We start from the raw sequence: 14,137 nt of genomic DNA on the forward strand, positions 1-14,137 counted from the left end.
TATACCATTGCACACATTTTTGCGAAAACCTTGTGTCACCGGTCTCAAGAAACCTTGATTGGTGCTTGATCAGCGTTCCGTCTAAACCAGTAATGCACCCCATGAAACCCGAGAGCAAACATGTTCAAATCTGCAACCGCAACCGCGTTGGCGTCCCTGTTTCTGGCTACTTCGGCCATTGCAGAAAGCGGACCCGTAGTGGTGGAGCTGTTCACCTCGCAGGGATGTTCGTCCTGCCCCCCGGCTGACCGGATCATGCACGATCTGGCCAATCGGGATGACGTCATCGGGTTGGCGCTGCATGTGGATTATTGGGACTATATCGGATGGGAGGATGAATATGCCGACCCCACCCATACTGAGCGTCAGCGCAGCTATGCCGGAAATTCCGGGCGTACGGTGATCTATACGCCTCAGATGGTAGTGAATGGTCAGCAGGATATTGTAGGGGCAGATACGGCAAAGCTGGATTACCTGATCGGCGACCATTCCAAGGCCGCTCCGCTGGCGTCGGTTTCGGCCTCACGTACAGGAGATAACGTAACTGTCGACGTTTCCTCGATCAGTTTGCCACCGGATCAGGTCTATGACATCCGGGTGGTGCAATACACGCCAATGCGCCATGCTTCGATCCGGCGCGGAGAGTTGGCCGGACAAGAACTGGATTATGCCAATGTGGTCGAGGCCTGGACAGTAGCCGGGCAATGGGACGGGACAGCGCCTAAGACCTATAAGGTATCTTTGACGTCAGATTTGCCGGCCGTTGTGTTGGTGCAAGGGGTTGGCCATGGGCCGATTATTGCGGCAGCACGCGTTCGCTGATCAGGGCATGTCTTTGGCTTGGACGCCTAGCCCGTTCCAGGTTTTCCAGCGACGATGAATCCAGAACCACTGACCCATATGCTGTCGGACAACCGCCTCGAGGTCATCATTGGTGAACTGGGTCATCGTCTTTGGATCCGTATGTGGGACCGGTTCGTGCAGGATGATTTCGAAATCAACCCCATTGGGCTGACGCACCGCATAGCACGGAATCAGGACGGCTTTGTATTTCATTGCCAGTTCAGCATTCAAAACCGACGTCACGGCCGGTTTGCCGAAAAAAGTCAGCTCTTCCCCGCCATGTGCGTGCAGGTCTGACACAATAGCGATGATCCCGCCTTTTTTGAGTGTCCGCACCATTTCGACCATCCCGCGACGGCCTTGTTCGAACATCGGGGCGCCGGTTTTGTAGAACGCATCGACATACATGTCGTTGAAGTAGGGGTTCGCCATTCGACGGTAGAGGCAGCCAATAGGCTGACCGCTGCGTTCTTGAAGGGCGATACGCGCGGCCAGGTAATGGCCGAAATGCGCAGTGATCATCATCACAGGTCGCCCCTCCGCCAAGGCGGAATCAAAGGCGGCAAGACCCGTACCCGTGACTTTGGCAAAGCGTTGGCGTTCTGTGAAATCCTCGGGCGAGAAGTGCTCCATGATCGCGCGCCCGGCGTTGTCAGGAACGGCCTTGCAGATGCGTTTCACTTCGGATTCAGTCAGGTCCGGGCAGGTGAGTTTCAGATTGCTGCGTACTCTTTTCGAGAACCCGACCAACGGTGCAAGGTTTCTCGCTATGGCGCCCATTGTGGCAATGCGTGTCTCATAGGGCAGCAACCGTAACGCTTTGATAACGCCTTTCAGGAACATGCCGGATACATAGTATTTGCCAAGCTCGGACCTGCTTAGTTCAGACTTTTCAACGGGCATCAGAAGGTCTCGGCGTCTGTTGTGAATTGCCGGGTCAGACATACAAGCCGATCGCGGTAACCACAAGCTTTCTGCTCGGCCAGAGATTTAGGCGCGCTTACTCTCTTTATTCGTCACCGTCATCATCCCGGAGCGTGATGGTTCCCTCATCGACAAGTGTCCGGATGGCGCCAATGATCTGGGTCATCGCCTCCTCGGCATCGGGTTGTTTGATTTTTCCGACCTCATCCATTTCTTCGCGCAGGTTTTCGGCCATACGCGACGACATGTTGGACAACAGGTAGTCAACCGATGCCCTGTCTCCTTCCGTTTCTGCACCGGCGAGCGCTGTAACCAGGACGGGTTGTTCCACACCGCGTAGAATGGTCGGTACATCGCGGGGCAGAATGCGAGACGGAATATGGGCGAAGGTAAAAATGGATTGGCGAACTATGGTGGCAAAATCGGCGTCTTCTTCTTCTAATGCGCTCAGCAGGCCGTCCCGGGTCGAGGCAGCGGACTGATTCAGTATCGCGCCAACGCGGGCACCCGGTCCGTCGGCAAACGCTGTGGCAGGGCGCTGATCCATCTGAGCCGCCAGCGACCATCCGATCCGCTCGACGGCCTCTGGGCTGACATTTGCTGTTTTCGAAACCGCATAGGTAATACGCCGAGCAACTGGGCCGGGAAGGTGCCCTAGCAGTTGCGCAGCTTTGGCGGTTTCAAGTTTCGATAGCATCACGGCCGCAATCTCAGTGCTTTCGGCCTGCGCCATTTCGGCCAGATCTTCTGTAGGGATCTCTCGCAATCGCTGCCAAGGATCGCCGATCTGGCGTATGCCGGCCACTTTACGCAAACGCGCCGCAGTTGCCGGGGCGATTTTGCCGTTCACCACATCCAAAGCGCCCGCCAGACCATGTGGAAAGGACAGGCCAACACTGTCCAGCGCATCTGCAAATTCACCGGCAACTGCGTCCAAGGTAACCCGGTCGACAAGGCCCATTTTGCCCAGTTGGTGGGTTAGCTTTTCCTGTAAATCGTCGGGAAGCTCTTCCAGCGGAATGTCCGCCCCATCATTCAGCAAGAGACGCACAACTACCGCCGCCTTTTGTCGGCTGCTGAGGTTGCGGGCCACCAAGCGAAGGTCGTCATCGTTTTCTTTGGCCAGCTGGGCAGAAGCCCCCGGGGCCACCTGTACCAATGTGTTTGTGTTCTGCATCTGCCTGCGGTGCCAAAGTTCCTGTTCCACAGGCAGATTACAGAGAGTCGGGTAAAGAAAGGCTGAAGCTTAGTAGTTGTAGGTCAGTCCGGTGCGGATCGCCTCGCGCAGGGAAACCTCTGCCCAGGTTCCTTCGCCGCCGCGCGCCTTGATTTCACGCCACTGAGCAATCGCCAGATCGGTTTTGCCCTCGGCAACAAAGCCTTGCGCCATATAGGAACGTGCCAGGATATTGTCGGGATTTGCGTTAATTGCACCTTCATAGAACAGGTTCGCCAGTTCCAGCTTGCCCATCTTCCGATAGGTAAAGCCCCAATAGGTCATGACGCGATCGTCATTTTGGTCCATCACGCGCAGCACGCCTTGGGCGTTTTTGAACTGCCCGTCATAGGCCAGTTCACGCACGGCGTGGTACAGCTGATCCTGAGTGAAATTGGTGTTGCTGGGCTTTACGCATTTGCCCGCGGCCTCATCATAGACCCGTCCGAACAGACATTTCTTGGTGGTGTTTGTTGTTTTTGGCGGCGTCGATCCCCCGCCGCCACCTGCGGCATGAACCATGGGGGCAAATGTAAGGGCCTGAATTGCAATAACCGAAGCTAGGATGAGGCGCATATTTGGTCTCCGTTCGTAGGGCTGCTCAGAATAAGCATAGCGCGTTCTATACAAAAGCTAACAACTGATCGCGCGAATTTATTCACAAGTTTGAAAGCTCGACCAATCTTGACGTAACCAGACAAAGAAAAACCCGCACAAGATCATTGTGCGGGTCTGTATTGCGTGAGCTTGACGAAAATTTACTCGCCAAACACTCGGGCAAAGATCGTATCGACATGTTTGGTGTGATAGCCGAGATCGAATTTCTCTTCGATCTCCTCCTTGCTCAACGCGGCGGTCACGTCAGTATCCGCCAGAAGTTCTTCTTTGAAGTCTGTGCGGTGTTCCCAGACCTTCAACGCGTTGCGTTGAACCATAGCATAAGCCTCTTCCCGGCTGACCCCTGCCTGCGTCAGCGCCAGCAGAACCCGCTGGCTCATCACTAGACCGGGGAACTTGTTCATGTTCTCCATCATGTTCTCGGGGAAGATCAGCATTTTGTCGATCACGCCCGTCAGTCGAGCCAGAGCAAAATCCAGTGTGATCGTGGCGTCCGGCCCAATCATGCGTTCCACCGAGGAGTGTGAGATGTCGCGTTCGTGCCAGAGCGCCACATTCTCCATCGCCGGGATCACCGCCGCGCGCACCATGCGCGCCAGCCCGGTCAGGTTCTCGGTCAGTACAGGGTTCTTCTTGTGCGGCATCGCCGACGACCCTTTCTGCCCCATCGAGAAGAACTCGGCCCCCTCAAGAACCTCGGTCCGCTGCATGTGACGGATTTCAATGGCAACGTTTTCGATGCTGCTGGCGATCACGCCCAACGTGGCAAAGAACGCGGCATGGCGGTCGCGGGGGATGACCTGCGTGCTGATCGGTTCGGGCACCAGTCCCAGCTTGTCGCAGACATGCTCTTCGACCTGAGGGTCGATATTGGCAAAGGTGCCGACCGCGCCGCTGATCGCACCTGTTGCAATCTCGGCCCGTGCGTCGCGCATGCGGGATAGGTTGCGATCCATCTCGGCATAAAAGCGCGCGAATGTCAGGCCCATTGTGGTGGGCTCGGCGTGGATGCCGTGGCTGCGGCCGATGCGGACAGTGTCCTTATGTTCGATCGCGCGGCGTTTCAGAGCGGCCAGCAAACCTTCGAGGTCGGCGATCAGGATGTCGGCAGCGCGGGTCAGCTGTACGTTGAAACAAGTGTCCAGCACGTCCGAGCTGGTCATGCCCTGATGCACAAACCGCGCCTCATCGCTGCCGACATGCTCTGCAAGGTGGGTAAGAAAGGCGATGACGTCGTGTTTGGTGACAGCCTCGATCTCATCGATACGAGCGACATCGAATTCCACATCCTTTGCCTTCCACACGGCATCGGCGTTTTCACGCGGGATCACGCCCAGATCGGCCATGGCGTCACAGGCATGGGCCTCGATCTCGTACCAGATGCGGAACTTCGTCTCAGGCGACCAGATGGCGACCATGTCGGGGCGGGAATAACGTGGAATCATTGGCAGCGGCACCTTTTTATGATTTGGCAGAGGTCGTTGCGGCGCGGTTTAAACCCAGCCGCCCTACGGAACAAGGCGCGAGTGCGGTGATGAGACGGTTTGCCCTGATTTTATCCCTTTGGCCTGGTGTTGCGGCAGCGACAGAGTTCTGGCCGCTGACGGGTGATGAAATTGCCGAAGCCTTTTCGGGCAAAAAACTAACTTATGGCGACGGCATCTGGCAAACATTCGACCAAAGCGGGGTGACCCATTATTTTTCGGGTCGTCCCAGCACCGGAAAGTGGGCCGTGCAGGGCGATCAGTATTGCTCGGTTTGGCCGCCTTCGGATATCTGGGCGTGTTATGATGTTCTGCAAAGCGGTGTCATCATTCGATTTATTGACGACGCAGGCGAGATCACAGACGGGTATTATCCCGAATGACCTTTCCAAACGAACTGACCGACTTCGAAGGAGGCTGGAGCCTGTCACGCACCATTCGGGATGCGCGGGCCGGGCAGGTGGTTTTGGCCGATGGCTCTGCGCGATTCACAAGGTCCAAAGACAGTCTGATCTATGACGAGACGGTAACTCTGCGCATTCCGGGCCAGCCCGAGATGATGGGAACGCGCCGATACCTGTGGCACGACAAGGGCGAAAGCGTTGCGGTGCATTTTGATGACGGGCGTTATTTCCACGCTCTCAAGCTGGGCCAGGCGCAGGCTGCGGATCACCATAATTGCCCGCCGGACAGCTATGACGCAGTCTATGATTTCTCGGGCTGGCCCTGCTGGAGGGTCCGTTGGACCGTGTCCGGCCCCCGGAAATCATACGAAATGAATACGGAATACATGCTGCGGTAGCGTAATCATCTTGCAGATGCGGCGCTGACAGGGCATTCCTGTTGCAGAATCTCGGTCCGTTTAGGGAGAAACAACATGAATGCGAACGTATTGGCCAATGCATTTGGCCCTCGTGAAGGGACGGCGCTGCGCGTCAAACAGGTGGTTTTGGTTGCTTTGGGCATCGTTGCTTTGGCAGTCGCCGCCAAGATTAAAGTGCCGATGTGGCCAGTTCCAATCACCATGGGTACATTTGCGGTTCTGACCATCGGCACCGCCTATGGCGCAAGGCTGGGTCTGGTAACTATGATGGGCTATCTGCTGATCGGCGCGCTGGGCTTTGACGTATTCGCGGGCTCTTCGGCTGAAAAATTCGGCCTGACTTACATGATGGGTGGCACTGGCGGCTATCTGGTCGGATATGTGCTGGCTACCCTGATGCTGGGTACGCTGGCCGCGCGCGGCTGGGACCGTTCGGTCGTGAAAATGGCGCTGGCGCTGGTACTGGCCAACGTTCTGATCTACGTCCCCGGCCTGCTGTGGCTGGGCCAGCTCTATGGCTGGGACCAGCCGATCCTGGCATGGGGCCTGACACCATTCTTGGTGGGTGATGCGATCAAGCTCGCGCTGGCCGCGCTGCTGATCCCTGGCCTGTGGAAGCTGGTGGGCGACGCCCGCACCTAAACCACAGTCAACCTGGTTGACATGAACCGCGCCCGGAGCGATCCCGGCGCGGTTTTTTGTTGCGCCAACAAGAGGCTGGACAAAACCGGCCGACACAGTTCAAGCTGTAGCAATAGAAACAACAGGTTATTCTGATATGCCTAATCTATTGAGGGCTGTAACCCTTTCCTGCGCGGTTGTTTGCGCCGGGGCAGGGAGTGCAAAAGCCGAAACACCGATCACCTATACTGATGAAGGGCGCGCCTTGTTCAGCTTTGCGGTACCAGATTTTTGGTCGGTTCGTACTGGCGGCCCGCGTGAGGTCGATGACACCGAGCTGAACGATCCCCGCGCGGTTGCCCGGGTCATGGGGATCAAACCGGTAACGGATGACAACGTATGGATTGGATTTGTCTCGCCATCTGGTGTGTCATCCATCGACGGTGGCCTGCGATACCTTCAGGATATCGACAAGTTTCTGGTCAAAGATCCGATCGTTTCGGAAACAGTCGCAACCCGGATCGGAGGTCTGCCAGCGCGGGTTATCCGCGGTACCGGCACCCGTGATCGGCGGGGGATAAATTTCACGGCCACAGTGATTGACTTGCCGCGTGATCGCGTGGCTGTCGCAGTGGCCGTATTAAGAGACGGCGCCGATCCTGGCTATGTGGACGACCTGAATGCCGTATTCGCGTCATTCCGGTCGCTTCAGTGAGGAGGTTTGGATGACTCGTAAGCTGATGAAACGGTCGATCGCCGCGCTGGTATTCTGTTTGACCAGTATCACCTTGTCTGCCTGCGACGGCGTGACGGTTGGTGTGGGATACGGATATGATCCGTTCTATGACTCGATGCTTTGGAACGACTATTATCACGACGTTGATGTGGACATTGATGTAAATCGTCCACCGCAGGGTAAGCCTCCGGTCAAACCCAAACCTCCGGTCGCCAAGCCCCCGGCGCGCCCACGCCCCCCGGTCGCCAAGCCCCCCGCACGTCCACCGGTTGCCCGGCCACCAGTTGCCCGGCCGCCTATTCACCGCCCGTCACCGCGGCGGCGCTGATGCGGATCAGGACAGCAATTCCGTCGTGATTTTCGCTGTTCCTTCAAGTGTCCTGTGAACAGGGCACTTGTCGGCGATTTCAAGCAGACGTGCGCGCTGATCCTGATCCAAGGGGCCCTCGAGCCGGATTTTGCGGCGGAACAGATCGACCTTGTTGTCAGTGATCAGACCCGCATCCTGTGCGTGGACCTTGTTATGGCAAACATCGACAGTGATGCCTGTTAGTGGCCAGCCCTTGCGCCGCGCATACATCCGGATTGTCATCGAAGTACAGGCTCCCAGACCCGATGACACAAAGCCATAGGGCGACATACCGCGGTCGGTGCCTCCATATGAGGCCGGTTCGTCCGCAACAGCATGATGCTTGGGGCCGGACTGAATGTCTTGCTGGAATCCGTTGGGATCGGCCTCAGTCACCCGCACTACGCCTTCGGGCGCACCCGGTGGTGGGGCAGGCGGGCGCAGCACCACATAGCGCGTAACCCAAGCCGCTATTACATCTGCAGCATATTCCGCATCCGCCGCGCGTGTAATCAGGTGATCAGCGTCGTCCAGCGTCACGAAGCTTTTGGGATGTTTGGCTGCCAGAAAGATCGCGCTTGCATTGTCGATACTAACCGTTTCGTCGCGTGGCGCATGAAGTATCAGCAGCGCGGCCTTCAAATCCGCAATCGCAGGGGTTAGCGCGGATTGGGCGATATCTTCGACGAACGCTTTGCCAATACGGAACGGGCGACCACCCAAAGTTACCTCGGCCGATCCCTCTTGTTGGATTTCCGACAGTGCGGCGTCGAAATGGTGCGAGACATGCCCTGGATCGGCAGGCGCGCCCAGCGTCACAACGGCCTTAACACTCGAAATACCAGCTCGGGCGCGCAGAACCGCTGCCCCTCCGAGAGAATGCCCGATCAGCAGAGACGGGGACATGTTCCGTCCAGCCAGATACCGTGAGGCGGCGATCAGATCCTCAACATTCGAGGTGAAGGTGGTGTTTGCAAATTCGCCGTCTGAATGACCCAAGCCTGTGAAATCAAACCGTAACACCGCGATACCCATCGCTGCCAGACGGGCTGCGATCCTGCGCGCGGCCGGGATATCTTTTGAACAGGTAAAGCAATGGGCAAACAATGCCGTAGCAAGGACAGGCCCGTCTGGCAGGTCGAGGCGCGCAGCCAGTTGGTGGCCGTCGTGACCGGCAAAGGTGATGCGTTCGGTGGGCATGGCAGTTCCTTACGTCATGAGGTGCCTCAATATTGTGGCCGCCAGCGAGGGGTCTCAACCCCTATGTAAGAAGCGTCACGGGAAGGTGAGACTGGGTCAGGGGCCGGCGGAGTTCTGGTGCGATAGATTGCATCAATTTTTGTGATGCATTCCCAATCAAACATTCACTTTAATAAAGCGAACGCCACCCTCATCTTGAGCCTGTCGAACACAACCAGCCACGGAGGCAACAATGGTACATCTCACTTCTCAGCCACATGGCACAAATCTTCGCGTAGATTTACTGATCGCTATCGCCGTAACTGCGGTCATCAGTTTTGCCGCGGGTCAGAACTGGACACAGCCGACATCTTTTGCCAGCACCGAAATCGAGGACTGGCATGGGAACGTCAAACGATCAAACTGGCCGAACTGACGGATCAGGCGAAACCCATAAGCCGTGGATCAAAGGGATAGGTGGACAGGTTTTCATACCCATCCTCAGTGATCAGAACCTGATCTTCGAGTTTGATTGAGAAATCTCCACCTACCTCGCCAACCGCAGCTTCGACGCATAGAACCATGCCCGGTTCCAGCGGATAATCATAAGCGCCGGCGACGGCCTTGTCCGGATAGGCGACCAGAGGCCACTCGTCACACAGGCCAACGCCGTGCATCAGGCAGCCGTATTTCTGGTCCTGAAACTTGCTATCCAACCTATGGCTGTTGGCGGTCAGTTCAGGGATCATAACGCCGGGTTTCAGCATCTCCATATTTGTCATGATATGCTCATGCGCGTGCTGCATGGCATAGACCATATCCGGGCGGGGTTTCTCGTCCCCGATCCACCAAGTGCGCGAGATATCGATGCAGATGCCGTAAGACCCGATCAAATCGGTATCGAAGGCGATGATTTCATTCTTTTGCGTGATCCGGGGACCACATTCCTGAAACCACGGGTTGGTGCGTTGGCCCGAGGCCAGCAGGCGGGTTTCGATCCATTCCCCGCCGCGCCGGATGTTTTCGGCATGCAGAATGGCCCAGATGTCGTCTTCCGAGGTTCTTCCGTTTCCCACATTGGCGCGGGCAAATGCCTCCATCTCGGCCACCGCGGTCTCGCAGGCGTGGTTGGCACATCGCATCGCCAGAATTTCGTCCGGGCCTTTCACGGCGCGGGACTTTTCAGTGACTTCCTCGCCTTCCATGATCTCGAACCCCTGGGCCTCAAGGGCGCGCAAACCGTGCAGCATGATCTTGTCCACAGCCAGCCGCTTGTTACCGCCGCCATGCGCATCAATCAGCGCCCGCACTTCGTTCGAGAGTACATCCGCGGCAACATCGACCTTGTCGCCGCGATCGAAATAGAACAGGTCGGCGCCCGACCGCTGTTCCTTCACTAATGGGTTGAATTGGCTTAGAAAAGGTGAGTTTTTATAGTCCCAGATCACCATATACCCGTCGGCACATAACAGCACTGCGCGGAAGGGGTTATGCGTGTTCCAGAGCTGCATGTTGGTGCTGTCTGTGGCGTATCGAATGTTCAGAGGATCAAACATCAACAAGCCACCATAGCCACGATCAACGATGGCCTTGGTCAGACGTTTCCACCTATACTCACGCATCCTCTCAAGGTTCGGCAAGGTCAGGCCGGCGGCTTCCCATTCGGCGAAGGCCAGCTGTGTGGGGCCGATCTCGATCCGGTCCAAATCATTGGGAGTGCCGTCCCCAAGCGCTGTGCCTTTGGTGGGGTCGATCTTGCGGATATCTCTATGGTGACGGTTCATAGTAGCCCTCCCTGCCTGTCTATCGAGCGTGAAGAAGCATTCTTTCAGCGTCTTGATAATTTGCGACCGCCATCCGTCGCTTTTTGACCGACAAGTCGAAGTGCCGATGTTAGGTCGGGCTCATGACGACCATTTTGCAGACCTCTACTCCCTATGATCCTTTGAAACCCCGCCCGCTGCCGGGTATTCAGCCCGCCAGTATGGAAACTTGGTTGCATCAGGACGAAGCGTTCGCGGCCCAGATGCAATATCGGGAAGCGTTGCTGAAAGAGCGTCACGCTGATGTTCTTGCGCTGGCGCCCGAAGCCGAACCAGCCGCACAAGAAGTCTTGGACCTGGTGTTGCAATATGCGTACCCCGGATGCTCAGACCTCGTCACGAGAGCCGATGGGCAGAAGGTCCAGATTGATCGGCAGGCCCCAATGGAAACCCTTTGCAGACTGGTGCAGGAGGATATCTGTATCTTGCAAAAGCAAGGGGACGAACATGTTTTGACCGGCGCAATTCTGTGTTTCCCCGCCAGTTGGCGACTGTCAGAAAAATTCATGCGTCCCCTGATCGACATCCATGTACCGGTCAACAGCTACGACGAAAGCATCGCGCGCCGTGTCCAGCGGTTGTTTGATGGAATTCAGCCCGATAAGCCGCTCTGGCGGTTTAATGCGCTGTGGTATGAGGATGCCGATCTGCATCAGCCTCGAAGCGCTACAGAACCGCGCGAGGTCAGTTCACCCGGAGCCGCGTGCTATTTGCGCAGCGAGCGGCAAACATTGTTGCGGCTGCCAAAAACGCGGGCTGTGGTTTTTTCGATCCACACCTATGTTCTTGAGGCTGGAAGCCTTCGCCAAAAAGAAAACCCCACCTGACGGCGGGGCTTCTTAGGAGGGTCTTATTGGAATTAGTCTACATGCCTAAAGCAGTTGCCACACCGGCAAAGGCACCGCTGGTGCTGAGCGCTGATATTGCAACCGAATAGGCAAGTACCTGAGTATTCAGGCGGAAATCTTCACCTCGGATCAGGTTGACGGCAGCCATCGAGGCCGCGATCGGGACCGACACGCTGGCCACGGCACCCGTAAGTCCCCAACTGGTAAGTCGCAGGATATCATTGGGTTTCTCGTGGTCGAGGGGGGGAGTGTCGGTCCGATCATCCGGTTTCTGCTCGATCGGTTCTGTCCGAAAAGCAATGCTAAGCAACTGCTCGTCTGACAGCTGGATTGGCCGCGCATGTGAGGTCTGCGTTTTGTTTCTTGGCTCATCCAGATCTTCTGTCTCCGTTAATTCAAGACCTGCAAACGGCCCGGAAACGGATTCGAAAATTTGTTTTCTGTCCCGCTGTTTAACGGGCGCCAGAGTGTCAAAAGCACTCATGAATTGTTCCATGGTCAGGACTGTATTCGGAGACAGCCATTCCACGCGCTGAGTCGCACAGATATCAACCATGCGATACAGGATCACAACAAGCATAAGCTCCGAGATCTCGCTGTCGTCCAGCAAGGCGGATACAGGGGTAATTGTGACCGTCAACCGGTTTTCGGGCAGGGTCACCCGGGGTTTCGAGACGGTTCTCAGACCGGCCGCACGGTCCCGCCGTTCAAACCGGTCTTCTGTTTCAGCCAGTTGGGTATCCAGCGTAAGGCGCACGAGGTACTGACTTGAGACGATGCTCGCCTCGGTCGTGTTCAGGATCGTTTTGCGCTCAACAAGATGGCCGTAATCTTCCAGGGTCGCCGCCACAATGGCACCAAACCGCTCGATCGCGCCATTGGTCTTGCCTGTGAACTGCAGGCCGCCGTGATAGCTGTGCTTCGGAGTCACTGCGCATTCCTTTGTGCATTCCGTCAGATGACTCAAATTATCAACAGATAAGGGAAAGAATTGGGCGGAAATGGAAAAAAATGAGAAATCGGCAAGATTGATTACGCATTGGAAACCTAGGCATTTTAAGGGCTATTTAGCGTCTGTGGCGACAATGTGTCTGAATTGCGGTCGCCCTACATGACAGACCGACACAATCATCCGTCGATTCGAGCAGCCATGATTGCGATGGATTCTTGGTACACCGTCGCGGCATTCCACTGTTGAATGACCGCAAAATTCGGTTGGCCCGGTTGATATCCGCGTCCGGGCTTCCAGCCCTTTTTACGCAGGAAATTAGCGGTCGAGGCCAGCGCATCGGTCATGTTGTAGAAATCGACCTGACCGTCACCGGTGGCATCAACACCGTATTCCAAGGCATTGCCCGGCAGAAACTGTGTATGTCCCAGTTCACCGTGTTTGGCACCAACGGTGTTGGTCGTAATGCTGCCTTGATCAACCAGTTTCAGTGCTCCAATGGCGTGAGGGACAAAGAACTCGGATCGGCGACAATCGTAAGCCAAAGTGGTTATTGCTGACACAACCTGGCTGTCACCCATGAAATTTCCAAATCCTGTTTCCATTCCGTGAATAGCGATCAGAACGCCCGCTGGCACCCCATACTGGCGCTCGAGCGTCGCATAGAACTGAGGGTTCCTGGCTTTGCGCTTACGGCCCTGCGCTACGATGGTATCCGCGCCGCGGATCTGCATGAATTTGTCCAGCGAGTATTTAAAACTCTTTTGGTTTCGGTCCGCGGCAATTGTTCGGGTGGCGTATTGGCTTTGGCTCAGCGCCTGCAATCCCTTCTTTTTTACTCCCGCGCGCTGGGCCTGCTTCGCGAAATCCCGCTTCCAGGTCTCAAATCCATTTCCGGTGTTGCCACAGGGGGCCGCTGCCGCAAAGCCAGGTAGAGAAATTGCCAAAATAAGAGCAAGCCGAAGCATCTTGTAATCCGATCCAATGAAATGACAGGGGCAGCCTAGGCAGGGAAGCCGCACACGAAAAGGGGTTAATAAAGGTCGAGTTCCCCGGTGCCCTTCAGGCTATCAAACCATTCATCCGGCGTTTTGTCGATTTTGGCGTGCTTGACCATCATGACGTTCATATTGGGAAGCCCTGATGAATCTGGCCAGTTTTCAGGTTGCCACAGATCCGACCGGATGACGCATTTAGGGCAATGTGCAAAAGCGGTCTCGATATGAATCATAAGGGCTAGCTTAGGCGCGCGATTATTCACTGCCATACTGTTCAGCAAGTCCGGGTCAATACATATGCGCGCGGTTCCTCGGATGCGCAAAGTCTCCAGCTTGCCAGGCACTAGGAAGATCACACTGACACGCGGGTCCTGTATTATATTGTGAAACGTGTCAGTCCGCTTGTTGCCTGGGCGGTCGGGAATGGCGATCAGAGTGTCTGAGATCACCCGAACAAACCCTTCGGGATCCCCACGAGGAGAGATATCCAGATAACCACCCGGATTGGCCGAAGCTATCAGGCAGAAGGTCGACTTGGCGATAAAGTCGCGGCACATGCCGTCCAGCGCGGCTTGTTCCTTGGCGATGATCTGGGGAAGGGGCGCGCCGGTGATGCGCTCCTGTCCCTCTTTCGAAGTGACGAAATCCGAGAACGGGGCGAATGCGGTTTCGGCTGACATGCGATCTCTCCTAACCGGGGTAATGGCAAGTGTGAAAGATCGGGCC

Annotated in this window: 17 protein-coding genes; 8 read left to right on the top strand and 9 right to left on the bottom strand. The window is 56.2% G+C overall.

Going from position 1 to position 14,137, the window contains the following annotated elements; all coding sequences use genetic code 11:
* The first annotated feature begins 120 nt into the window (after positions 1-120).
* Positions 121-822 carry a DUF1223 domain-containing protein gene (locus FN806_RS00890; protein ID WP_142633098.1) on the top strand — a complete coding sequence of 234 codons (702 nt, stop codon included), beginning with the start codon at positions 121-123 and terminating at the stop codon, positions 820-822.
* Here FN806_RS00890 and FN806_RS00895 read toward each other — a convergent pair whose 3' ends face one another.
* From FN806_RS00895 to purB, 4 genes are all read right to left on the bottom strand, one after another.
* The gene (locus FN806_RS00895) at positions 823-1,746 is read right to left on the bottom strand and encodes a lysophospholipid acyltransferase family protein (RefSeq protein ID WP_142633100.1); all 924 of its coding nucleotides are present in this window, start codon (positions 1,744-1,746) and stop codon (positions 823-825) included.
* A gap of 106 nt (positions 1,747-1,852) precedes the next feature.
* Positions 1,853-2,944, bottom strand: a complete 1,092-nt coding sequence (locus FN806_RS00900; protein WP_142633102.1) for a flagellar motor switch protein FliG — start codon at positions 2,942-2,944, stop codon at positions 1,853-1,855.
* A 69-nt stretch (positions 2,945-3,013) separates the two neighbouring features.
* Positions 3,014-3,559, bottom strand: a complete 546-nt coding sequence (locus FN806_RS00905; protein ID WP_142633104.1) for a tetratricopeptide repeat protein — start codon at positions 3,557-3,559, stop codon at positions 3,014-3,016.
* A 182-nt stretch (positions 3,560-3,741) separates the two neighbouring features.
* Positions 3,742-5,046, bottom strand: a complete 1,305-nt coding sequence (purB, locus tag FN806_RS00910) for an adenylosuccinate lyase (protein ID WP_142633106.1) — start codon at positions 5,044-5,046, stop codon at positions 3,742-3,744.
* Between purB and FN806_RS00915 the strand changes: the two genes are divergently transcribed.
* From FN806_RS00915 to FN806_RS00935, 5 genes are all read left to right on the top strand, one after another.
* The gene (locus tag FN806_RS00915) at positions 5,037-5,468 is read left to right on the top strand and encodes a hypothetical protein (RefSeq protein ID WP_246097121.1); all 432 of its coding nucleotides are present in this window, start codon (positions 5,037-5,039) and stop codon (positions 5,466-5,468) included. The genes purB and FN806_RS00915 overlap by 10 nt on opposite strands.
* A complete protein-coding gene (locus FN806_RS00920) occupies positions 5,465-5,887 on the top strand; it encodes a DUF6314 family protein (protein WP_142633108.1) in 423 nt (140 codons plus the stop codon). The genes FN806_RS00915 and FN806_RS00920 overlap by 4 nt, the downstream gene beginning before the upstream one ends.
* A 75-nt stretch (positions 5,888-5,962) precedes the next feature.
* Positions 5,963-6,550: a biotin transporter BioY gene (locus FN806_RS00925; protein ID WP_142633110.1), complete on the top strand. Its 588-nt coding sequence runs from the start codon at positions 5,963-5,965 to the stop codon at positions 6,548-6,550.
* 136 nt (positions 6,551-6,686) lie between these two features.
* Positions 6,687-7,244, top strand: a complete 558-nt coding sequence (locus FN806_RS00930) for a hypothetical protein (protein WP_246097122.1) — start codon at positions 6,687-6,689, stop codon at positions 7,242-7,244.
* A 10-nt stretch (positions 7,245-7,254) separates the two neighbouring features.
* Complete coding sequence (locus FN806_RS00935; RefSeq protein WP_142633112.1) at positions 7,255-7,593, top strand: hypothetical protein; 339 nt, start codon at positions 7,255-7,257, stop codon at positions 7,591-7,593.
* A 6-nt stretch (positions 7,594-7,599) separates the two neighbouring features.
* Here the strand turns inward: FN806_RS00935 and FN806_RS00940 are convergent, their stop codons facing one another.
* The gene (locus FN806_RS00940) at positions 7,600-8,814 is read right to left on the bottom strand and encodes a bifunctional alpha/beta hydrolase/OsmC family protein (protein WP_142633114.1); all 1,215 of its coding nucleotides are present in this window, start codon (positions 8,812-8,814) and stop codon (positions 7,600-7,602) included.
* Between the two features lie 232 nt (positions 8,815-9,046).
* Between FN806_RS00940 and FN806_RS00945 the strand changes: the two genes are divergently transcribed.
* Positions 9,047-9,229, top strand: a complete 183-nt coding sequence (locus tag FN806_RS00945) for a hypothetical protein (protein WP_142633116.1) — start codon at positions 9,047-9,049, stop codon at positions 9,227-9,229.
* A 4-nt stretch (positions 9,230-9,233) separates the two neighbouring features.
* Here the strand turns inward: FN806_RS00945 and dddP are convergent, their stop codons facing one another.
* Positions 9,234-10,577 (bottom strand): dimethylsulfonioproprionate lyase DddP, encoded by a 1,344-nt coding sequence (gene dddP, locus FN806_RS00950; protein ID WP_142633118.1) that lies wholly within the window; start codon positions 10,575-10,577, stop codon positions 9,234-9,236.
* Positions 10,578-10,699: 122 nt separating this feature from the next.
* On the opposite strand from dddP, the gene FN806_RS00955 reads away from it, so the two are divergent.
* Entirely contained in the window at positions 10,700-11,443 is a 744-nt protein-coding gene (locus tag FN806_RS00955) for a heme-dependent oxidative N-demethylase family protein (RefSeq protein ID WP_142633120.1), read from the top strand.
* Positions 11,444-11,480: 37 nt separating this feature from the next.
* Here FN806_RS00955 and FN806_RS00960 read toward each other — a convergent pair whose 3' ends face one another.
* The 3 genes from FN806_RS00960 to FN806_RS00970 all read right to left on the bottom strand — a co-directional run bounded on the left by FN806_RS00960 (position 11,481) and on the right by FN806_RS00970 (position 14,091).
* Positions 11,481-12,395, bottom strand: coding sequence for a hypothetical protein (locus FN806_RS00960; protein WP_246097123.1), 915 nt, complete (start codon positions 12,393-12,395; stop codon positions 11,481-11,483).
* Between the two features lie 197 nt (positions 12,396-12,592).
* Positions 12,593-13,381 carry a lytic murein transglycosylase gene (locus tag FN806_RS00965; RefSeq protein ID WP_142633122.1) on the bottom strand — a complete coding sequence of 263 codons (789 nt, stop codon included), beginning with the start codon at positions 13,379-13,381 and terminating at the stop codon, positions 12,593-12,595.
* Positions 13,382-13,446: 65 nt separating this feature from the next.
* Positions 13,447-14,091, bottom strand: coding sequence for an MSMEG_1061 family FMN-dependent PPOX-type flavoprotein (locus FN806_RS00970; RefSeq protein WP_142633125.1), 645 nt, complete (start codon positions 14,089-14,091; stop codon positions 13,447-13,449).
* Positions 14,092-14,137: the final 46 nt, after the last annotated feature.

Origin of the sequence: Ruegeria faecimaris, assembly GCF_900182615.1 — a bacterium.
GTDB classification, from domain to species: Bacteria; Pseudomonadota; Alphaproteobacteria; order Rhodobacterales; family Rhodobacteraceae; genus Ruegeria; species Ruegeria faecimaris.